The organism is Paenibacillus sp. sgz302191 (genome assembly GCF_057749925.1).
Genome location: NZ_JBYLHY010000014.1, coordinates 1 through 19,720 on the forward strand (window position 1 = coordinate 1; position 19,720 = coordinate 19,720).

Below are 19,720 nucleotides of genomic sequence, written 5' to 3' on the forward strand. Positions count from 1 at the left end.
GATTCGGAAATCCCCAAGTGAAAGAAGAACTACAAAAGATGTTTGAGCAGCGATATCCCTCTTAAGCTCTGGCTGCATGGTAAAAAGTTCCGACTCCCGCGCCTTCGCTTGGGCTACACCCGCCGCCGGCCATCTGTTCTGAATATTCGCAAAATAACAGTTCATCCATTATTTCGACGAGCTACCCTACTGACTTACACAAACTTCTTGACGCTACCCCCAGAAGCGGGAAAACCTGCATTTGTGCAGGTTTTTTCGGTGAAAGCGGCTCGTTTTTGGGAAAAGCCTGCATTTGTGCAGGAATTTTCGCCCATAGCGGGGCTGGCTCTGCATTTGAGTGAAAAAAACTGCAGATTTGCAGGAATTATGCGATGAAAGAGCTTCCGGGCGCAAAAAGATGCACTTTTGCAGGCTTTCCGAGCGCTGGCGGCAGCTGCTGGCCTTGCGCGACCGCGTGCGGCATGGCTCCGACCGCAGCTACTGCACTTGCGCGCCCGCAAGCGGCATGGCTCCGACCGCTGCTGCTGCACTTGCGCGACCGCAAGCGGCGTGGCTCCGACCGCAGCAGCTGCTGCACTTGCGCGACCGCAAGCGGCGTGGCTCCGCCGTCGCCGCAGCAACGCGCCGGCTGGCGCGGGCCCCCGCAGCCGCCGGGCGCCGGCTCCCGCGCCCCGCCCCGCTCCACCGCACGCGGCCGGATCAAGCTTCCGCGCTTCGTTTGGGCTCCGCCGGCTCGTCTTGCTTCGGCTCGGCGACCAGATCTCTTGCCGAATTTTTAAATTCGTGCAGGGTGCGTCCGACAGCCCGCCCAAGCTCGGGCAATTTGGATGGACCGAACAATACCAATATGACGACCAGAATCAACATGAGTCCGGGAAACCCGATATTTTGCAGCATACGACATCACTCCGATCTTTGAATTAGATTTGGCCTTAATCTTGATTGTGCTTTTTCGGATATACCGCCACCGCTTCGATTTCGATCAGCCAGTCGGAATTGACCAGACCGGCTACGCCGACCGTGGACCGCGCCGGTTTGACGGGGTTGGTGTCATTGCCGAAAAATTGCGCGTATGCGTCAAACCATCCCTGGTAATCGAATTTATTGTCTTTGCCCGGGTCCGCCGTAACGTACACGCGCAAATAAATGACGTCGGCAAGCGTCAGCCCTTTATCTTTCAACTGTTTCTCGATCGCCTTCAAAATGCCGGTCCCCTGCGTCTTCGTGTCTCCGTAACGTTCGTACACCGTTTTGCCGTCTTTGTTCAGCAAAGGCGGGACGGTTCCGCTCGTGAACAAATAGGAGGAGCCTGCCGGCACGGACACGCCTCCGGATATGGAAGAAGCGGGGTTGCCGTAAAACTCGACTTCGTTGATCGGTTCCTCCGGGTATTTACTTGTCGTTTCCGTCCCGTCCGCATAGGCGGTAACCGTAATCAGGCCGGACAATACGGCGGCTGACAGCAGCAGCTTCATTTTGTTCGCTCTCATCGTTCATCTCTCCTCTCGGTCTACTCTTGCATGACGCGCTGGTGAATCTCCGTTACGACTTTGCGGGCCGATTCGATCGCGCCCGCCTGCCAGGCGGTGATGTAGCTCATATGCTCCCCGGCCAAATAAATCCGGCCGTCCGGCTTGCAGAGCGTCGGATAGTACGCTTTGCGGTCATCGGCCGTATAAGCCGCCCATCCCCCGAGATTGTACTTAATCCCTTTCCAGTTCACGGAAAAAGAAGCTTCAAATTCTTTGTAGTACTGGGGATGAATTTTCGCGCCCTGTGCGAGCGCATATTTTTCCCGCTCCGCAATCGGCATTTTGCCGAGCTTATCCGCATTTGCGCCGAACGTGTAGTAGCCCAGAAGGATGCCTTTTTTCGCGAAATAGTCGGTTGGCGGATAATAAATATTCGCAATATCCATATTGGTCAGCGAGCTTCCGCCGAACAGATGCTCGTCTTCCTCCCAGAACCGGCGCTTGAACTGGAGACCGATTTTGCCTGCGGACGCGTAATTGATTTTGGAGATCGCCGTCGACATCTCTGCCGAAAAATCGGCCGGTATATCTTTCAGAACAGACAGCGGAATCGTGCAAATGCAGTAATCGCCGGATATTTCCTGCGTGGACCCTGTGTTCAAATCTTTATACACAACCGTTACGCCGTCGGCGGATTGCTTGATTTGCACAACTTCGGAATGGAACTTGATGCGGTTTCCGAGCCGCTTTTCAAAAGCTTTCGTAATCTGATCCATGCCGCCGACCGGGTGAAACATCATCATCTGCTGATCGTAGCTGTACTCGTTGCTGAAAAACGGACCGAAGCCGGAATTAATGATCGCCTTTAAGCTGAACGGATCTCTCAGGACGCCGGCATCGAATTTACCGCCGGGTTCTTCGACGTATCCGCCCCTTTCCGAGCCTTTATAAAATAAATCCTCGTTCAAATCGCCCTCTTTTTTGAGATAGGCGACCAATTTTTGCTTCTCTTCCGAAGTCAGCGGCAGGTCGAGCGCATTCTGATTCACCGCCTTGGCGAGCATTTCGGAGACGTAGCCTCTTACGTCCGCTTTGGCGGCCCGCTTCGGAATTTTCCGGCCGGACAGCTCCCCTGCGTTTTCATTGTAGTAATAGCCGCTTTCGTTGACATTGTTGAAAGGCTCGATCGCCACCCCGAATTTGCGGCAGTATTCCAAAGTTACGTGGAATTGGGGAATCCGCATCGGCCCCGCGTTAAAATACATGCCATCGTCAAACCGCGCCACCTGCTTGACTCCCCCGACCTCCGCAACCGCGGTTCCTCTGCGCACGGACCAGACCCGTCCGCCCGAACGCGCCCTTGCCTCCAGCAGCGTGCAGTCGTAGCCGGCTTCCCCGAGCTCGTATGCGGCCGTCATGCCTCCGATTCCGGCGCCGAGAATAATAATTTTTTTCCCGTTGCGGTTGGTCGAATTCAAATCGCCGCTTGAAGGAGGCGTATAATCAGCCGCTTTCATCGTCTCCGGCGTAAGCAAACCTAACGTGCCCATAACACTGAAAAGTGCGGCTGATCCCCCAATTTTGCCGACAGTCGTCAAAAATTGCCTACGGGTTATTTGCTCTTCTCTGAACGATGTAGTCTCCATATCCCCATCTCCTTGTTAAAGTTTGATAATCCGCCCTTTTAACGTATCAACGGGACAATCATTCGTCCAGATTATATGTAAGATTGCATTACATAAATATTACTTATACCGCAATAAAAATAGGTTATTTGAAGATTTTTCAAGAAAATGTTAAATTCAATAACAAGAATGTCATAATTACGTTAAATATTCTAACATTACAGGAGGTATATTGATGTCAATTATGAGCAAAAAAGTGATCCAAATCGGAATCGTCAGTGAATTAACAGGATTGACCGAGAGGCAAATTCGCTATTACGAGGACCGGCAGCTTATTTTTCCGGAACGCACCAAAGGAAGAATCCGCAAGTATTCGTTCGAGGATATTCAGAAAATAATGGATATACATGCCAAATTGATGAACGGTTTTCATACGATGGAACTCAAACGGATCATTGCCAATTCTTAACATCGCAGCATCATATCGAATCGGCCGGAGGCGCTAACTGATGAATACATGGAACCGAATGACATTGACCGAACATTTGACGGAGCTGCGCACCCGGATCATCCGCGTCCTGATCGCGCTCGTCGTCTCGATGGCCGCCGGCTTTTTGATCGCCCAAAAAGTCGTCCTCTGGCTCAAAAATACGCCGCCCGCATCGGAAATGACCTGGAACGTATTCTCCCCGATGGACGGCATTCGCATCTATATGATGATCGCTTTCGCCATTTCCCTGGCGTTGACGCTGCCGTTTATTTTGTATCAGATATGGGCTTTCGTGAAACAAGGTTTGACGGCGGGAGAGCGGTCCGCGGCGCTTCGCTGCATCCCCTACACGATTTTGTGTTTTGCGGCGGGACTGGCCTTTTCATATTTCATCGTATTTCCGATGTGCATTTCCTTTACCACCGGCCTCATTGAACGCTTGGAGTTGACACAAACCTACGGGATCGCCCAATATTTCGGGTTTATGATTAACATCGTGCTCCCTTTATCCGTTGCTTTCGAGCTCCCGGTCATCGTGATGTTCCTGACCAAGCTTCGCATTCTGAACCCGAAGCGGCTGCACGCTTTCCGCAGATACGCCTATCTCGTTCTGGTCGTTACGGCAAGCCTTATTTCCCCACCGGACATCGTCTCCCATCTGATGGTTGCCGTGCCGCTGTTCGTTTTATACGAAATCAGCGTGCTGCTGTCCCGTTGGGTCCATAACGCTCAAGCAAGCGCGGACAAGCTCCCGGCCATTGACGGAGCATAAAACCGGCCCTGTATTTGACACTGAAACGGTCCGAAAGAAGGTGCGGCAGTGCGGATTGAACAACTGCTTTATATTGTAGAAATTCATCACACCGGCTCCATCTCGTTAGCGGCCGAGCGGCTGCATGTTTCGCAGCCCAACATCAGCCAAGCCATCGTCAGTCTGGAAGAAGAGCTGGGAGTTAAAATTTTCAAACGTTCCCGATTCGGAGCGATTCCGACGGAAGACGGCAAAGCGATCATCGGCAAAGCGCAGGAAATTTTGGGCAAGGTGGAGGAGCTTAAAGAGGCGGCATGTTTTCATTCCTCCGAGCTTTCAGGGTTTCTGTCCATCGCCTCCGTGCCGAGCTTGTGCTTGAGCGTGCTCCCTTCCACACTGGCCATTTTCAAAAGCAAATATCCCGCAGTCGAGCTTGAAATGATCGAGCTGGATTATCCGCAAATCAAGCAGGAAGTGCAGAACGGGAAGGTGGACATAGGTCTCGTCGCCGTTTTCAAGCCATATGAAGAACCTAACAAACAGTTGATCTGCGAAAATTTGCTGGAAAGCAGAGTGATGGCTTGCGTAGGCAAAAACTCCCCCCTGGCTGGGCGCGCGAGCATTACTTTCGCTGAACTGATCCACCATCCCGTGCTGGTCAATTCGAGCTTCCTTATTCAAACATTGCAAAAATACGGAACCCCGAATATTTTGTTTAAATTGGGCAATTCGGAAGCCGCCAAGCGCATTATCTCCGAAGGCATCGCCGTCGGATTTTACACGGAAAACGGCCTGAAGTTCGATCCGTATGTCCGCACCGGAAACATCGTTCCTCTGCCGATTACAGGCGACGACGTCGATGTGTCGTTTCGCCTGATGCGTTTGAAAACCCGCCATCTCGCGCTGCCCGGCAAACAGTTCGTCAAGGAGCTTAAATCCGTCATCGCCGCTCTGTAACGGCTCAGGCTGCTGAACCCCCTGCCGCCCTCCCCGCGTCAGGCGATAGTCCCCATCTGCCTGGCTGCACGAACAAAACCTGCAAAAGTACATGAATTTACGCCCTTGATACGCGGCTCCGAAGAATTCCTGCAATTGTGCAGGCTTTTTACCGAATTCATGGGCTCAGGTTCACTTTCAGCAAATATCCCTGCACTTTTGCATGTATTTCACCAAAATAAACGAATTTCTCGAGAAAAACCTGCATATTCGCAGGTTTTCTCTTTGTTGTGCTACCTCACGCTCAGTTGTGCAGTTCCACAACCTGCAGCGCTCTGTAGCGTTATGATTTGAAAAATTGCTTTACGGAGCCTTTGCCGTCTCCTGCTTCAATCTCGGCATACGCCCCGCTAATGAACGTTATTTGTGGCGGGACATGACCGCAATCCATATCATAACAATTTTGGCATGAAAACCGGCAATGAAAAAGAAAAAATTGGCATTCAACCCCCGGTCGGCTTGAATACCAATTTTTAGCGTCAATCTCGTTCTTCAATTTCCGGTCATTTTACGACCAAAACCGGTGCAGCCGCATGCATGACGACGTTATGGCTGACGCTGCCGAGCACGAACTCGCCGATCCCGCTCAGCCCTCTGCTGCCGATGATGATGAGGTCGGCGCCGGTTTCAACGGCATAGTCGAGAATCGTTTTGGCAATCGGACCCTGCCGCACTTCGATGTGCGTATTTGCAAAATCGGCGATTTTGTCCTTAATTTTATTAATCACTTGTTCGGAATAATCCAGGTAATTGTTTTCAATCGTAATGGACGGTATAACGACGGAAGTTCCAAGCACGTAGGTCGGAAGATTAAAAACATGGATAATTTCCAGTTTGGAAAAATGGTTCAGCTTGGCCATCTTCAAAGCGGTATCCAGCGCTTTTTCCGAAGCTTCGGAACCGTCGAAGGCGACAACAATTTTAGCGTACAGCATGCGCACTCACCTCACTGATTTATTAACCTCATTGTAGCTGTTTCAGGCTGCAATGACTGTGAGAAATGTCACTCTGTCCGTTTCAGCGTATTTTCCTGCCCTCGACTGCCAGCATATACATCGTGAGCGACCGGGCCTCCGCTGCCGCCCATTCGCGGTATTCCCGTTCGGCGTCGGCATATTCACGCCCGGTAATAAATCCGTCCCTCTCCATTTGTGGTCCGCGGCTTGAAGCCGTATCCGCCCAAATGCCAATGCGCCGCTCAAAATCGGAATCGGTCCGCACCGCGACCTCATGCTGAGGGGTGACCGCGATCTCTTCCAAACCGGCTTGCCGAAACAGATCGGGAAGCCGCTCGGCAATCGCGTTGTCGAATCCGGCATCGGAGCGCCATTTCAAATAGGCCGAATAAAAGGCAAGCATGCTGGCCGGCGGCTCGGGCTGCCACGCAATCTTTTCGTGATTGTAGTCGGTGATTACGATGCGTCCGCCGATTGCCGCCGCCGCTTTCATCATTTCGAGCGCTTTCAGCGGATCGTTCAGCCAGACGAAAACACGCGCACAGGTCACGATGTCGAATTGTTCTTGATAAGCAAGCCGATACATGTCGCCGGTTTCAAAGGTTAACCCAGGCACATCGCCATGCGTCTCGCGGGCTTTTTCGATCAGCTTCGGATTGCTGTCAATCCCCACTACGCGGCCGCCAGGCCCCACAGCTTCCGCGATTCCGCGTGTAATCGCTCCCGTTCCGCAGCCGATGTCCAGAACGCTCATGCCTTCGGCGAGCAGCTCGGCAAGCCTTCCATGGGAAGATGCCAGCGTTCGGGCATCCAGTATTCCGGTTAATTTTCCGGACAATTCGGCTCGCTTGCTTGCAATATTCGTTTCCATCGTCAGATCCCTCCGTCTTTTCCCTCGATTTTGCTCCTTTCTGCCATTTTATCGGAGGCATACTTATAGGTCTAATACATAATTCAAATAGATTTTATAGTTATTACCTATACCTCGCATCGTTCTTTGAAGTAATCGGTCGTTTTTTGAATGAACGCCTGAGCCGATTTTCCCAAAAAGCGGTCGGAGCGGCGCAAAATATCGAAGTCCCGATAAGGGGCCTCGTCGTGAAACGGGATGCACCGCAGCGTCGGATCGTTCATCGCTTCCATAAGCGGAAGCGGCTGCACCGTGCCCCCGATATTCGCTTTGACCAGACTCATAATCGATGTGGCCGAGCCGGTCTCCATAATAGTGTCCAAAACAAACCCGTGCTTCCGGCAGCAGTCGTCCACCAGCTCCCGCCCTGTGTAGCCTTGGGGGTACATAACCGTCCGGATGCCGCGCAAATCCTCGATCGAGACCGAGTCCCGGTTCGCCCATTCGTGATTTTCGGATACGACCAACACATATTCTTCCCTGCACAAAGGAACGCGGATAAGCCGGTCATTCGGCGGAGAAGCCAGCCAGATGCCCAGGTCGACTTCGTTGTCCAGCACCAGATTGAACACGTCGATGGACGAAACGACCTTCAGCTTCACGCCCGGAAACTCGGCATGAAAGTCGACCAGCAGCTTCGTCATCCGGTAGTCCAGATCGGACGGCAGGACGCCGACCGTCAACAAGCCCTGGTGTCCGCGGCGCAGCTCCGCAATGGCGTCTTTCGCATTTTGCATACTGCGGACCATCTGCGTGCCGTGCTCCAGCAGCAGGGCTCCGGCCTGGGTTAGCCTGATTTTTTTGCCGATCCGGTCGAATAAAGGCACGTCCAGCTCCTCCTCCAGCGCCCGGATTTGCTGGCTGAGCGTCGGCTGCGATATGCCGATCCGGTCGGCGGCCCGGGTCACATGCAGCTCTTCGCAGACGATCAAAAAATGTTCCAACTGGCGTATTTCCACGCGGTCCCCTCCTTTAATCATTGTTTTTTTCAATCATTATAATAAAAACAATTGTATTGATCAATTATTTTGCCGCTTATATACTTACATTTGCATCGATAGCAAACGATATCACTTTTGGAGGCGAAACAACATGCGAACCGTGTATCTCATCTTGGCGCTTTTCCTTGCTTCACTGAATTTACGTCCCCCGATCACTTCCGTTTCTCCGCTTGTAGACACGATTCGGGGCGAATTGGGCATGAACGGGGTCATTGCCGGTTTACTCACTTCCCTTCCGGTGCTGTGCATGGGTATTTTTGCTCCGTCAGCCGTCAAATTAAGCAAAAAATGGGGGCTCGAGGGGACTGTCGCCCTCGCTCTGCTGCTGATCGGCATCGCCACCGCGCTTCGTGCATGGGCGGCATCGAGCCTGTTCTTATTGCTCACCTCCTTGCTCGCAGGGGTGGGCATCGCGATCGTAGGCCCGCTGCTGTCCGGCTTTATTAAACGGCATTTCGCCCATCGCGCTTCCGGCATGGTCGGCATTTATTCCTTTGCCATGGTGCTTGGCGCAGCTTTAAGCGTCGGGCTTGCGGTTCCTTTGCAGAACTCGATGAACGGCTCATGGCGAGGCCCGCTTGCCGTGTGGGGCTTGCTCGCCGTCATCGCCCTGCCCTTCTGGTGGGGACTTGCCCGCAAGGGGGGCCATGCAAGCCCTGCCGGGCAGCTGTCGGCAGCAGCCAGCGAACGCTTGCCCCTGACCAATGCGCGGGCCTGGGTTCTGACCTTGTTTTTCGGATTGATGGCGGCTGCGTTCTATTCCTTGACCGCCTGGCTTGCGCCGTCCATCCGCAGCATGGGCTACAGCGCCGAAACGGCCGGCGGCATCCAAACGCTGTTCACCCTGATCTCCCTGCCGTCCACCCTGCTCATTCCGATGGCCGTCCATCGTTATCACAATCGGCTGCTGTGGCTGGTCGGATGCTCGCTGCTCGAACTGATCGGCATAGTGCTGCTGAATTTGCAGCTCAGCCCGTGGCTTGCCGCCGTCCCGCTTGGCATCGGCGCCGGCGGTCTGTTCCCGCTCGCGCTGATGCTGCCGATCGACGAAACACAGAGCGCGCCGGAAGCGAGCGCCTGGTCGGCCTTAACGCAATCCGGCGGCTACATATTGGGCGCGCTCGGCCCGCTGCTGTTCGGCAGCATTCACGATGCGGCAGGCAGCTATGTCCAGGCCTATTACGGTCTGGCGGTCGTTATCGCGCTGCAAATCGCCGTTGAATTCGTAATCGGGAACAAAAAAAGGCGGCCGCAGCCGGCGGACTGACCCTGCCGGGCATGGCTGAATCCCGCAACCTCCCATTGCTTGACAAGCCGCAGCGCTTTTCATATATTAAGAAAAATGAATGGAGGTTCACGGGTATGCAAGTGCTGAAAGACGAAGTCCGCCGCTCGATTTTGCGGGTTGCCGGAGAAACGTTTCTGGAGTCGGGGTTTGCCAAAACTTCCATGAAAGATATTGCGCGGGAGGCCGGCGTCGCCGTCGGGAACCTGTACCGCTACTTCCCTCATAAGGAAGCTTTGTTCGATGCCGTAGTCACGCCCGCCTATGACGGGCTGCTGAAGCTCGTCCGCGAAAACGAGCCTGAGCCGCTCACGGGTCTTGCCATGCTGGAGCAGATCGGGCATATTTTTTCCGGGCTTGTGCTTGAGCATCGGGAAGGTCTGCTGATTTTGCTGTACGGCAGTACGGGAACGCGGCACGAGGGTGCCAAAGAGGAGTTTTTTCGCACCTTGACCGAACATGTGCAGGCGCATCTGGCCGGCCTCAGCCGGGAAAAAGCGTCTCCGGCGCTGAGCCCGGACGTCGCCAGACCGCTCGCCGTCGCTTTTCTCGAAGGCTACTTTGAAATTATCCGGCTTCATACCGGCCGGGATGCGATCGGCGAAATTACCCGGCAGTACGTCGAGGTCTGGTTCACCGGATTACAGCGGTTGTTGTGAGCGAGGCGGCGAGGCGAGACCTGAATACGACATGTGTTGAGACGGTGAAAGGGATAGATGATTATAATAACAACAACTATACGTCATCATCATCAAGAAATAGTTCATTTAAAATTTTATCTTTATTGTTCAGAAAATGCTTCATTATTGTAAAATGATCTGTAGCCTCAAGTACGGTTTTTTCGATACCTTTAGACGTTAAATTATATACTATTGAATCTGGATATGCCATTAATATTGGGGAGTGCGTTGATATTATAAATTGGGCGTTTGCTTTAACTAACGAATGAATTCGTGATAGCATAGCCATTTGACGATAGGGAGACAGTGCTGCCTCAGGTTCGTCGAGAATGTACAGCCCATTACCACCGAAGCGATGTAAGAATGTAGCAAAGAAAGATTCGCCATGAGACATCTGATGCAGCGATTTACCTCCATATGAATCAATAATACGGCGTCCCGGTGATGGTTCACGATCCAGTTCATCCACACTCGTTGCAAAGTTATAATAACTTTCTGCTCTAAAAAAGAAACCGTCGCGAGGTTTTTTTACACCACGAATTACTTTAATGTAGTTATATAAATCAGAGTGCGTTGACTGCGTGGAAAATGTAAAGTTAATTGTCCCTCCTTCTGGGTTAAATCCAATGGCCACGGCTATTGCTTCCAACAATGTTGATTTTCCCATCCCGTTTTCCCCAACTATGTAAGTTACTTTTGGATGAAAATCCATTTTTTTTAATTCACTAATTACTTTTAAATGAAATGGATAGCGCTCAAATGAAGGCACTAATTCGCGAAGCAATTCGATACTTCTAATAAAACTATTCATTTCGATCATAGTATCACTCCGTTTAGGATACCGCTTCAGCATCTTTTTTCTGCGATAGACATTTTTAAGATACGTGATCCGTCTTTTAGCGTTGTAAGTGTTAAAGGTCAGGCAAAAGAGTAATGGCTTCTTCCGCCATTTCGAGTAATTGAATTGATACTCTGGCCTTCTCCGCCAGTTTCTCATCCGTATCTGCTTCTGAACATTGATCAATTATTTTTGAAATTAGCATACTGCAACGTAATCCAGCGGATGCCAAAAAACCAAAACGAGCAAGCCGATCATTACCATCCCATCCCGCATCTAATAGTCCATGATAGTAGTGATCGAATAATTCGTCCGCAAATTTCTTTATATCAACCGATGATCCTACACCAGAATGTAGAAATAAACCGTACAACCTTCCTAATTCCTCTCCTAGCCCAGCCACTCCAGCAAAGGCCCAATCAATTGCGATCATTGTTCCATCTTGCTGTAAAAAGAGATTTGGTTCCCATGCATCGTTATGTGTAAATACCTTTGGCAGACCCTCTAAAGCTTTCAGTAATTGCTGTCGCTGTTTATGAAATTTCGCATATCTTTTAAAAATTTCATCAGGGAATAACTCTCGAATGTATGAATGCTGCCATGTGTTTTCATCGAAAGCTGCCCCATTATCATATTTATCGCATTCTTGTACCCAAGACGATAACCAACTTTTACACAGAAATGATTCAGATGGCAGTTTTTCATTTACCAGGTACGAACCATTAAATTTCCCCAGTATGTATACGGCTTCTTTATAGTGATTTGGCGACCAGCTTCCATCGATGTAATTTGTTACTTCTTCCAGCCAAATCCATATTGAACCATCATCTTTATCTTCAACACCTAAGCATCGCGGCGCTTTCAGCATAGAAGGAAGCTTGTCTAACAATCCTGATTGGTAGACTAAGGCTTCCCTTCTCCAATAGTTATAATGACTTGGTTCATTAGCTGCAGCAGAAGGAATAACTACTTTTAAAATTACCGTCCAAGGAATTATGTGATCCTTCTCAATAGCAATTCCGTGAACCCGGTAGAGCCCACCTGTTACAGCATTAGAAGCCTTCCATCCCAAGCTGGAACAAGACCATTCTCCAAGTAATAATCTTTCGTTCCCAATATGCTTACGTATATACTGACAAAGAAGTGCTTGTGAAATATTTCTCTTTATGGTTATCATTGTAAGATTAAACAACCTCCACAAAACCGTATACACATATGGTTAAATTGCTCTGGCTTTCTCTGACACTCATAAATAGCCCCTTTACCTTAAATAAAACTTCTCTTTTATCAAACATATTACAAACTTCTGAATGCAAGGTCTAAAGCAAGTCGTATCTTACTCTACGAACACCTTCAATTATGTGGTTTACCTTTTCTGTTGATTGAGTAACTTCAATCATGTGTTCTGCTTCGTTAGTCATGAATTTTCATTTCACCTTGTATCAATGGATCAGACTCCATCGGACACGGCAAATTAATCCTTGGTTATGAAAACATTGTTTTTGGGATCGTATTCTAAAGAGTATTCTTTGGCATTACTATTAAAAACTAATACATGAGATTTCCCCTTCATTTCTGTGCCTGAATCATTAATATTTCCTAAATAGACGGCGAGTTTCGAGAAATCGTGATTATTTGTCTCATCTAAGGAAGTAGTCAACATTGTAGTTGTGAAGGGACTACCAGATATCAATTGACCATTTATAACAACATCTTTAGACAGAAAGTTAACTGGTAAGTTATTATCAGGTTGATTTTCGATATTAGGATTATAAACGTTTGAGGTGTACATCGAATAATTATCTTCCCAAGAAACTGTGTTTTTCTCAAATGGGTTAAACGCAATCCATGAGACAGAATGTTCATTATTAGTAGCTTGCTTGGCAATGATAATTTGTAGTCCTTCTTGTTGGATTTTGTTTAGGGTTGCCGAATCGAAATTGATATTAAGAGAGTAATTGCTCACTACCATTCCACCTTTCGCAGTTCACAAATATTGGGCGACATTAAGATTATACTTTAGAGTAATGAATTATGAATTGGTCTGTTTTAAAATCCATGTTTTATTTTATGCCATATTCAAACTCAATTTCATGGCGTACTGGAATATCTTCATATCCATTCAATGGAATCGTAGGTTTAATCTTTCTGGCTTCCATGATTGCATTGTGATGGATTGCTTTCAGATCAAGTCCTCTTTTCTGATAATACTTAATCGCCCTTATGTTATCATTTGATGTTATAAGCCATACTCTTTTGCAAAATTGTTCTTTTGCCTTTTGAACAACCTTATTGATTAAATTGCTTCCTATTCCTTGGTTCTCGATTTTACTATCCAAAGATACAATTTCACATTCATCATTTTCGATATTGTATGTGATAAGACCCATGATTTCCCCATCAATCGAATATACGAATCCTGATAGTTTTTCTAAGGTATGCACCCGTCCTCTTGACACAACTATTTGACCCCTAAAATTAACAACATGCTTTTTGAGTTCTTCGTCAATCTCCCTGATAATCACAAGTGCCTACCCCCATTAGCTGAAAAATGGTTCATAATAAAATTGCTCTTTTATTCAATCAAACTGGTGTTTATCTAAATGTTTATTAAGCCACTCCATTGACTTTTCAAGCATTCCAAGTGTAATGTGATGGTTCACATTTGGATACTCAACTAATTGTAGATCATCTGAAGGAATATTATGTGGCGACATGACATCCATAAAATATCTTTGGCTTTCGATAGGAATCGTATTATCCGCTTTGCCATGTAACAAGAGCAGTGCTCTTTTTCCATCCAAATTTATATGAGACGCTGGGTCATGCTGTTGTAGAGAAATCTTTTCGTTAAAACTCATGGGATTTCTGCCATCCTTTTCGCGAAATAATTCCTCACATTTTACCCATGCGCATGAGCCATTTATAACTATCGAGGCTTTCAGACGAGAATTTTCCGAAAAAATACCTGCGGCTATAAAACCGCCTGTTGAGTGGCCTATAATCCCAATATTACTATCCGTTTTAGATAAATCAGACACTATTGTATCTGCTTCCATAACACCTTGTAGAACCACATTCCAAAAATATTCCTGCAATACTAACGGATTAAAATAGTCAAGGTTTCCTCTTTCACCATGGTAAGGCAGTTCAGGAACAATGACCTTGTATCCCCAACTTGCTATTAACAAAGAAAAAATAATCATTAACGTTTGATACCCACCCGTGATATAAAAGAACAACACCGATTGGTTTCATTGAAGGATTTATTTGTAAACATGGAATACCGCAAATGTTTGTTTCAAAGCCCATTATGTATCCCTACCATTTTTTATATATAATCGTGCTTTCATTTATCCTTAATCATGATTTTGCCTTTGAGTTCTTTAGCTTGTTCATCCGAAATTTCAGTTAAAATCCCAACTTGACCCACATCCTCAGTATATATTCCCAGCTTCAAATTATCCATTAAATTCCTGAACGGAAACCTAAGTTTACGAATCAACTTGCCATCCCCTCACATCAGAGTTAACATTCACACACTCGAAGAAGGGAAGGGGATGAGAGGGGTTAAGGATAGCATGGGGATTTTGGAATTTTAACGAGCAAACAGCATGGAATTGATCCATGCCATCTGTCGCTAATTTTTATTAAATCCCTGTAAGAATGACATTATCGAAAGAGCTTTAGTCTTGTTCCCGTTTACTCGCCGCGACTTACACGAAAACCTTGATCGGGGCCAAACCCATTCGCCTCGAACTTGCCCCGAAAAGATAACTCGTTGTTGCTGACGTCGCCGATCCAACCGCCGCCCTTCACAACCCGGAAGGAACCGCTATTACTATCCAAGTCTCCGAACCAGTTCCAGCACCATTCCCTTACATTACCTGACATATCGTAAAGTCCTAACTCGTTGGGGCTCTTGAGGCCGATAGCTTTTGTTTTATTATTGTTGTTTTCTATGACAGGCCAATTCCATTCTCCTGATAAGAATTTGTCCCCAGCGTTTCTCCAATACCATGCTGTTTCATCTGCATTATTGCTTCCGCTGTATGTGTAACTCTTGCTCATCTGCCCCCCACTTGCAGCATATTCCCACTCCGCTTCTGTCGGTAATCGGTAACCGTTAGCTCCTGCATTGGTCGTTACTGTCCATTTTATATTATCGTTATCACTCTTATTATTCGGGTCTTTTTTATTCTTGTCTATATTGTAATACGGTTTGAGGCCCTCTTTTATACTCCTTTTATTACAGTACTCAACAACGTCATACCAGCTTACCATTTCTACCGGCAAATTGTCGCCCTTGAATCCCGAGGGATTACTTCCCATTACCTCAATCCACTCTTTTTGAGTTACCTCATATTTGCCGATATAAAAGTTCGATAATGTTACACTTTTTCCGTAGTAATTGGACTTCGTGTTTATAAAAGTCCCGCCTTTAACTAATACAAGGCTATCATTCTTTTCAGGCTTTTCTTGCGAACAAGCGCTGACAACAACTATTATTGCTATTAAAAGGAAAATTGGTAACTTTCTCATGGATATGTCTCCTCGTATAGCTGATAGGAAAAATGATAGGCCCATGGCGGCCTGCGACTCGCCTTCGGCATGTCACCATTCAAATAAGCCCAAAACCCGCTTATCCGCGCAGGCGATTCCGGCTGCGACCTTCACTCTTTCGAAAGGTTTGTTGAAATATTATAAGGCCGCCAGTTGTGAGACCGGCAGGCCTTATTCTCAATTTGCTGGAAACAGTCTGGCGCCTGTCAGTTGCCAGCTGCAGTTAACCTGTTACCATACCGTTACGTTAGAGCTCCCACTGCTTTGATATCCTTCTGTCGCTAACACCTGGTAAGACCAACTGCTCCCCAGATTCATTCCTTTGCTCGCCCATGCGTTAACGTGGTTGCTAAAAGTGATAGCGGAGTTGACCCCGGTCGCTTTCTTCGACTGTCGGACACTCCAGAACTGGGCGAACGTTTGCGTGCCGTCAATGGAAGGTGCGTTGTATCGCATAGTCGTATATATGTCATATGTGCCCCCATCACTGGTCACGGTGCCTTTATACGTTCCGGTAGGTCTATAAGTGCCCCAGCTATCAACGACGTAATATTCTATGAGTGAGTTTCTCGTCCATCCGTAGAGAGTCAAATACCCATTGCCGGACGGCGCCCAGACGCCAGCGTTATAATTTATTGTCCTAGATGGCGATCCGGTATTCCACCCTTTGCCGACAACAAAGTTCCCGCTATTTGACCATGTAACACTGTAATTGCCGCCAGATCCATTGACAGCATTTACTGTCCCGCCACCGTCGGTCCAATTTTGCCAATAGTCTGTCGCTGCATTTGAGGTTGCCGCAAACAAGCTAAAACTCATTGAAGCTGCCATACATACAGTCAAGATTTTCTTATTAAACTTAAACATAATCTACCTCCTAAAATTTTTTACTTGTTACTGCTTACCTAGTGCCATATTCCGCGACCTTCTCGACTCTCACCTCCTTCCTAAGAAAATTATAAAAGGTAAGCGCATACATTACATTTAAGAAATTAAAGATTTATCCCCATATTTTTAAGAATAAAGTCCAAATGAGCAAGAATTTAATAAAAGCTTGTGAATAGAAAATAACCCTCTCTGCAATCGGGAGGGCTGAGTGAATATGGCGGCTATTATTTTTTAATCCTCTCGATATCTCCTTACCACGCACTCCACATGTGTTGAGACGGTGAAAGGGATATAATGGTTTTGAGCAATGCTTTGTAACTTCACAGGTAGGAAAACAGGACTATAAGATGTTGGTTAACTTCTTCGACTTTCTGGTATCTTTCTCATGAATCGATTTTGGTCACGTTCGAAACCATATTGTTCATATAATCCATGTGCATCTCGTGTTCCTAAAATCCCCGTCAGCTCCTTTAGTTCTTCTGATGTTGTTAGTGATTCGATTAATTTCTTCCCAATGTTTTTTCCTCTGTACTCTTCATCAATATATACATCGCATAACCAATACATTGTTGCACCGTCTGTTACTACTCGGGCAAATCCAATTTGCTTACTTCCGTGATATACTCCATAACAAATTGAGTTTTCAATTGATTTTCTTATTCTTGTTACGGGTCTCTTGTTTGCCCAGTAACTCTTTGATAAATAATCCACTATGACATTCAGATTCAATAATGACTTATCATCACTAATCAGGTATTCCCCAAACTCTTCTCTCATAAAAACCACTCCCACATTTTAAATATATTAGGTTTAAAGGTGAATCTGCCTGATTCCGCTCCCCCTGAATGCCTCGAGCAGACCAAGGGACATAAGTCCTGCAGCGTGAATACGGTGTTATACGAGCCATTCTGCGAAAACCTCTGACCTTCAAAACGCTTGAAAACCTACATGTATCAAGGGATTCCGGCGATTTTTGAGAAACGCAAATATCCTTCAAATAACCCGGTTTTTCGTACAAAGCGTAACAGCTATAAATGGTGGTGACGAGCGGAAAAAGCAAGCGGGCCACGTGTTCTTCAGGTTCGCTTGCTTAAATTCATTTATTATAAATGACTGGTGTTTTACATTCCCAACGCTCCCAAAGCAAAGGATCTGTGGCCAGTTCCGTTATGAAACGACCCACGTTCCTTCTGCTTGTTTTTCCAGGATTAAATAATGGGCTTCTGACGGGGGAGCTAGTTAATTCATAAAGGCTTACTTCATCGTAATTGACTAACGTGTCCGGTCTTACGGCAACCCAACTGACATACTTATTTTCTTTTCCCAAAACGTCAACCAAGTAATCGGCTGCCATTACATTGTCACGATGCGGGGGCAGAAGCACGCTCAATGCAGAGAAGATCATCCTCTCCCCCCAGGAATGAGACTCTCCTATTGAGCGATTCGTATAGCCCGTTGTACTCATAAGGATTAGTTTTATTTTGCGCTCGGACGTCTTCACAGTTTCGCTTACTTTCTGAATTGCATCTGTAACCAACTTACGAGGTTTTCCGAACATCCCCCTGAGAGTAGGGGTGTGACCGAGACAAGAAATCACCACGGTACAATCGCTCAGCAGATGAGTCAGTTCGGTTCGACCAAGCTCGCTAATGTTTCCCTTCACGATCTCAACGTATGAACTTTTCTCAATGTCAGGATCAAGAATAGCTGTTTTTCGGATAAGTATCCTTGTTGGAATGCTGCAGCTAATCAATTCCCTGACCACTTGCCGACCAGTGGCTCCATTTGCTCCTAGCACAACGATTTTCATGCGTTATTCGCTCCTCTCCGCTCATTTTCGTCAACGTTCCTCCCTTTTACAATCAGAAATACAGCCAGAATCAAATCGCCAAAAGCCGTCGGCGCATTTAAGAGCATATAGGCCGGACTTGTGATCGAAATCCTGTCCAATAACAGAATCAACGTCGCGACAATTGTACAGATGGAACCTATCATCCCCCATATGGCCAACCATCTTGGAATTCGTCCAGTTGTGAAGAAGCAATAATACAGAATTAAGCTGCCGATACTCCATGGCAAAATCATGCCAATATGATTAACAAAATCCCGACCCTGCCGAAGCCATTCTGCATTCCATTCAAAGATAACTGCGTTTACAGGAGTGGCCGATGCTGCACTTTGGCTGACTTCCAATAAAAGGGGTAGAAAACCGATTCCGATGAAAAGAAAACCTGCGCCAATCAATTTGAAAGCGACAAATCCTGTTACGAATCGCTCGCTGTAAGTCTTTAGAAGGGAATAAAACAATACGGTTATACCAACATATGCTACAGCCATTGCCGCTTGAAAGAAAGTCGCTGTCAACACATGCTTTTCTAGATCAGGCAACTGTTCCAAATAATCGGAACGTTCTAATGCAGGCACAGAGCTTAAGACACCGAATATCATGCTGCTTATAAGAAGCAGTCCTAACTGGGTCGTCGTTCGTCTATTTGTTTTAATAACCGTTCACTCCCCGATATAATGAAATGTACTTATTACATCATATCGGTTCCCGGCAATAACGCGGTAGCTACTAAAGTAGGGTAGGAAAGAAGGCTGTGACATTTCCAAGCAAGATCGCTGTTTTTCTGTTTGATTTTATGATGATTCTCTCTTTTCCGCCAGAAGCTTCCCAAGGGACGCCTGATTGAATCCTTTGATGATCAGCCAAAGCGTCATGGTCATCTCCTGCACAGCCAATGGTACATATAAAATGCTCAGGTGAAGGTCGGGTCTGAATAACAGGAATAAGTCAACAGCGACGTATATAACTCCTCCCATCAAGCCCCAGCCGGACAACCAGCGAGGGATGAATCTGGTGAGATAGAAGAGGGGGTATAGCAACATAGCCCCGATGATAAAAACAATCGTCAAAACGGGGGTAACTATGTCTTTGGTCTGAAGCAAGACATTGCCGCCAGCGATGACTTGTTTGATCAACTTGCTGCACTGAGATTAAGGGCAACCCAAGGTCACGTACTTTTTAAGTATTCCGAGAAGAAGGGCTTGGTCTGCCACAGGACCGGATATCCATGTTTCTCCATTCGGATCAGGAGTGATGTCCAGCCCATCAAACCAATTTTTCCATTGCTGTTCCAGATGACCCTTTACTTTAATTTGATAGGTTTGAATTTGGCATGACAAGATTTCTTTCATGATTACTATGATGAGTATAGTATATTAGCTGCAAAGGATGACCGTGTAGATACTAAAGTATGCTTTG

The 19,720-nt window shown here is 47.2% G+C and carries 24 protein-coding genes and 1 pseudogene; 5 read left to right on the forward strand and 20 right to left on the reverse strand.

Translation table 11 applies throughout. The features are described 5' to 3' along the window. Window positions 1-699: 699 nt before the first annotated feature. Genes AC3G2T_RS20365 through AC3G2T_RS20375 form a run of 3 tightly spaced genes read right to left on the reverse strand, consistent with a single transcriptional unit; the run spans window position 700 to window position 3,118 of the window. A complete protein-coding gene (locus AC3G2T_RS20365; RefSeq protein ID WP_474684734.1) occupies window positions 700-897 on the reverse strand; it encodes a twin-arginine translocase TatA/TatE family subunit in 198 nt (65 codons plus the stop codon). 35 nt (window positions 898-932) lie between these two features. Then, window positions 933-1,490: a RidA family protein gene (locus AC3G2T_RS20370; protein WP_488436676.1), complete on the reverse strand. Its 558-nt coding sequence runs from the start codon at window positions 1,488-1,490 to the stop codon at window positions 933-935. Between the two features lie 20 nt (window positions 1,491-1,510). Then, window positions 1,511-3,118, reverse strand: a complete 1,608-nt coding sequence (locus AC3G2T_RS20375) for a flavin monoamine oxidase family protein (RefSeq protein WP_474684732.1) — start codon at window positions 3,116-3,118, stop codon at window positions 1,511-1,513. Window positions 3,119-3,332: 214 nt separating this feature from the next. On the opposite strand from AC3G2T_RS20375, the gene AC3G2T_RS20380 reads away from it, so the two are divergent. From AC3G2T_RS20380 to AC3G2T_RS20390, 3 genes are read left to right on the forward strand one after another with little or no spacing between them, the layout of a single operon-like run. Further along, entirely contained in the window at window positions 3,333-3,566 is a 234-nt protein-coding gene (locus AC3G2T_RS20380; RefSeq protein WP_474684731.1) for a MerR family transcriptional regulator, read from the forward strand. A 40-nt stretch (window positions 3,567-3,606) separates the two neighbouring features. Then, on the forward strand, window positions 3,607-4,359 hold the full coding sequence (gene tatC, locus AC3G2T_RS20385; RefSeq protein WP_488436677.1) for a twin-arginine translocase subunit TatC: 753 nt from the start codon (window positions 3,607-3,609) through the stop codon (window positions 4,357-4,359). Window positions 4,360-4,407: 48 nt separating this feature from the next. Further along, window positions 4,408-5,295 (forward strand): LysR family transcriptional regulator, encoded by an 888-nt coding sequence (locus AC3G2T_RS20390; protein WP_488436678.1) that lies wholly within the window; start codon window positions 4,408-4,410, stop codon window positions 5,293-5,295. A 322-nt stretch (window positions 5,296-5,617) separates the two neighbouring features. Here AC3G2T_RS20390 and AC3G2T_RS20395 read toward each other — a convergent pair. From AC3G2T_RS20395 to AC3G2T_RS20410, 4 genes and pseudogenes are all read right to left on the reverse strand, one after another. Beyond that, window positions 5,618-5,731, reverse strand: a pseudogene (locus tag AC3G2T_RS20395) (LD-carboxypeptidase); the annotation flags it as partial. A gap of 106 nt (window positions 5,732-5,837) precedes the next feature. Then, window positions 5,838-6,269: a universal stress protein gene (locus AC3G2T_RS20400; RefSeq protein WP_488436679.1), complete on the reverse strand. Its 432-nt coding sequence runs from the start codon at window positions 6,267-6,269 to the stop codon at window positions 5,838-5,840. A gap of 82 nt (window positions 6,270-6,351) precedes the next feature. Beyond that, window positions 6,352-7,161, reverse strand: coding sequence for a class I SAM-dependent methyltransferase (locus AC3G2T_RS20405; protein ID WP_488436680.1), 810 nt, complete (start codon window positions 7,159-7,161; stop codon window positions 6,352-6,354). A 107-nt stretch (window positions 7,162-7,268) separates the two neighbouring features. Beyond that, on the reverse strand, window positions 7,269-8,159 hold the full coding sequence (locus tag AC3G2T_RS20410; protein ID WP_488436681.1) for a LysR family transcriptional regulator: 891 nt from the start codon (window positions 8,157-8,159) through the stop codon (window positions 7,269-7,271). 133 nt (window positions 8,160-8,292) lie between these two features. Here AC3G2T_RS20410 and AC3G2T_RS20415 point away from each other — a divergent pair, with 133 nt between their 5' ends. Both AC3G2T_RS20415 and AC3G2T_RS20420 read left to right on the forward strand, forming a co-directional pair. Continuing rightward, the gene (locus tag AC3G2T_RS20415) at window positions 8,293-9,468 is read left to right on the forward strand and encodes an MFS transporter (RefSeq protein ID WP_488436682.1); all 1,176 of its coding nucleotides are present in this window, start codon (window positions 8,293-8,295) and stop codon (window positions 9,466-9,468) included. 95 nt (window positions 9,469-9,563) lie between these two features. Then, window positions 9,564-10,145, forward strand: a complete 582-nt coding sequence (locus tag AC3G2T_RS20420; protein ID WP_488436683.1) for a TetR/AcrR family transcriptional regulator — start codon at window positions 9,564-9,566, stop codon at window positions 10,143-10,145. A 76-nt stretch (window positions 10,146-10,221) separates the two neighbouring features. Here the strand turns inward: AC3G2T_RS20420 and AC3G2T_RS20425 are convergent, their stop codons facing one another. The 13 genes from AC3G2T_RS20425 to AC3G2T_RS20485 all read right to left on the reverse strand — a co-directional run bounded on the left by AC3G2T_RS20425 (window position 10,222) and on the right by AC3G2T_RS20485 (window position 19,653). Further along, window positions 10,222-10,986: an AAA family ATPase gene (locus tag AC3G2T_RS20425; protein WP_474684723.1), complete on the reverse strand. Its 765-nt coding sequence runs from the start codon at window positions 10,984-10,986 to the stop codon at window positions 10,222-10,224. A 91-nt stretch (window positions 10,987-11,077) separates the two neighbouring features. Continuing rightward, entirely contained in the window at window positions 11,078-12,181 is a 1,104-nt protein-coding gene (locus AC3G2T_RS20430; protein WP_488436684.1) for a phosphotransferase, read from the reverse strand. Between the two features lie 297 nt (window positions 12,182-12,478). Then, window positions 12,479-12,970 (reverse strand): hypothetical protein, encoded by a 492-nt coding sequence (locus AC3G2T_RS20435; protein WP_474684721.1) that lies wholly within the window; start codon window positions 12,968-12,970, stop codon window positions 12,479-12,481. A 97-nt stretch (window positions 12,971-13,067) separates the two neighbouring features. Continuing rightward, window positions 13,068-13,529 carry a GNAT family N-acetyltransferase gene (locus tag AC3G2T_RS20440; RefSeq protein WP_474684720.1) on the reverse strand — a complete coding sequence of 154 codons (462 nt, stop codon included), beginning with the start codon at window positions 13,527-13,529 and terminating at the stop codon, window positions 13,068-13,070. 54 nt (window positions 13,530-13,583) lie between these two features. Continuing rightward, entirely contained in the window at window positions 13,584-14,210 is a 627-nt protein-coding gene (locus tag AC3G2T_RS20445; RefSeq protein ID WP_474684719.1) for an alpha/beta hydrolase family protein, read from the reverse strand. Window positions 14,211-14,353: 143 nt separating this feature from the next. Beyond that, the gene (locus AC3G2T_RS20450; protein ID WP_474684718.1) at window positions 14,354-14,509 is read right to left on the reverse strand and encodes a hypothetical protein; all 156 of its coding nucleotides are present in this window, start codon (window positions 14,507-14,509) and stop codon (window positions 14,354-14,356) included. A 197-nt stretch (window positions 14,510-14,706) separates the two neighbouring features. After that, window positions 14,707-15,546, reverse strand: a complete 840-nt coding sequence (locus AC3G2T_RS20455) for a formylglycine-generating enzyme family protein (protein WP_488436685.1) — start codon at window positions 15,544-15,546, stop codon at window positions 14,707-14,709. A gap of 252 nt (window positions 15,547-15,798) precedes the next feature. Continuing rightward, complete coding sequence (locus AC3G2T_RS20460; RefSeq protein ID WP_488436686.1) at window positions 15,799-16,434, reverse strand: glycoside hydrolase family 11 protein; 636 nt, start codon at window positions 16,432-16,434, stop codon at window positions 15,799-15,801. 375 nt (window positions 16,435-16,809) lie between these two features. Then, entirely contained in the window at window positions 16,810-17,232 is a 423-nt protein-coding gene (locus AC3G2T_RS20465) for a GNAT family N-acetyltransferase (RefSeq protein WP_474684715.1), read from the reverse strand. 319 nt (window positions 17,233-17,551) lie between these two features. Next, window positions 17,552-18,265 (reverse strand): SDR family oxidoreductase, encoded by a 714-nt coding sequence (locus AC3G2T_RS20470; protein WP_474684714.1) that lies wholly within the window; start codon window positions 18,263-18,265, stop codon window positions 17,552-17,554. Next, window positions 18,262-18,957 carry a DUF4386 domain-containing protein gene (locus tag AC3G2T_RS20475; RefSeq protein WP_488436799.1) on the reverse strand — a complete coding sequence of 232 codons (696 nt, stop codon included), beginning with the start codon at window positions 18,955-18,957 and terminating at the stop codon, window positions 18,262-18,264. The genes AC3G2T_RS20470 and AC3G2T_RS20475 overlap by 4 nt, the downstream gene beginning before the upstream one ends. A 138-nt stretch (window positions 18,958-19,095) precedes the next feature. After that, a complete protein-coding gene (locus AC3G2T_RS20480; RefSeq protein ID WP_488436687.1) occupies window positions 19,096-19,437 on the reverse strand; it encodes a DUF4386 domain-containing protein in 342 nt (113 codons plus the stop codon). A 15-nt stretch (window positions 19,438-19,452) separates the two neighbouring features. After that, a complete protein-coding gene (locus AC3G2T_RS20485) occupies window positions 19,453-19,653 on the reverse strand; it encodes a hypothetical protein (RefSeq protein WP_488199539.1) in 201 nt (66 codons plus the stop codon). Window positions 19,654-19,720 lie beyond the last annotated feature (67 nt).

Bases quoted from the DNA above. Each gene is read 5' to 3' on its own strand.
- AC3G2T_RS20445 (WP_474684719.1), bottom strand. From the start codon at position 14,210: ATGATTATTTTTTCTTTGTTAATAGCAAGTTGGGGATACAAGGTCATT.
- AC3G2T_RS20470 (WP_474684714.1), bottom strand. From the start codon at position 18,265: ATGAAAATCGTTGTGCTAGGAGCAAATGGAGCCACTGGTCGGCAAGTG.
- AC3G2T_RS20430 (WP_488436684.1), bottom strand. From the start codon at position 12,181: ATGATAACCATAAAGAGAAATATTTCACAAGCACTTCTTTGTCAGTAT.
- AC3G2T_RS20400 (WP_488436679.1), bottom strand. From the start codon at position 6,269: ATGCTGTACGCTAAAATTGTTGTCGCCTTCGACGGTTCCGAAGCTTCG.
- AC3G2T_RS20460 (WP_488436686.1), bottom strand. From the start codon at position 16,434: ATGTTTAAGTTTAATAAGAAAATCTTGACTGTATGTATGGCAGCTTCA.
- AC3G2T_RS20375 (WP_474684732.1), bottom strand. From the start codon at position 3,118: ATGGAGACTACATCGTTCAGAGAAGAGCAAATAACCCGTAGGCAATTT.
- AC3G2T_RS20465 (WP_474684715.1), bottom strand. From the start codon at position 17,232: ATGAGAGAAGAGTTTGGGGAATACCTGATTAGTGATGATAAGTCATTA.
- AC3G2T_RS20405 (WP_488436680.1), bottom strand. From the start codon at position 7,161: ATGGAAACGAATATTGCAAGCAAGCGAGCCGAATTGTCCGGAAAATTA.
- tatC (WP_488436677.1), top strand. From the start codon at position 3,607: ATGAATACATGGAACCGAATGACATTGACCGAACATTTGACGGAGCTG.
- AC3G2T_RS20425 (WP_474684723.1), bottom strand. From the start codon at position 10,986: ATGATCGAAATGAATAGTTTTATTAGAAGTATCGAATTGCTTCGCGAA.
- AC3G2T_RS20370 (WP_488436676.1), bottom strand. From the start codon at position 1,490: ATGAGAGCGAACAAAATGAAGCTGCTGCTGTCAGCCGCCGTATTGTCC.
- AC3G2T_RS20365 (WP_474684734.1), bottom strand. From the start codon at position 897: ATGCTGCAAAATATCGGGTTTCCCGGACTCATGTTGATTCTGGTCGTC.
- AC3G2T_RS20415 (WP_488436682.1), top strand. From the start codon at position 8,293: ATGCGAACCGTGTATCTCATCTTGGCGCTTTTCCTTGCTTCACTGAAT.
- AC3G2T_RS20455 (WP_488436685.1), bottom strand. From the start codon at position 15,546: ATGAGAAAGTTACCAATTTTCCTTTTAATAGCAATAATAGTTGTTGTC.
- AC3G2T_RS20380 (WP_474684731.1), top strand. From the start codon at position 3,333: ATGTCAATTATGAGCAAAAAAGTGATCCAAATCGGAATCGTCAGTGAA.
- AC3G2T_RS20420 (WP_488436683.1), top strand. From the start codon at position 9,564: ATGCAAGTGCTGAAAGACGAAGTCCGCCGCTCGATTTTGCGGGTTGCC.
- AC3G2T_RS20485 (WP_488199539.1), bottom strand. From the start codon at position 19,653: ATGAAAGAAATCTTGTCATGCCAAATTCAAACCTATCAAATTAAAGTA.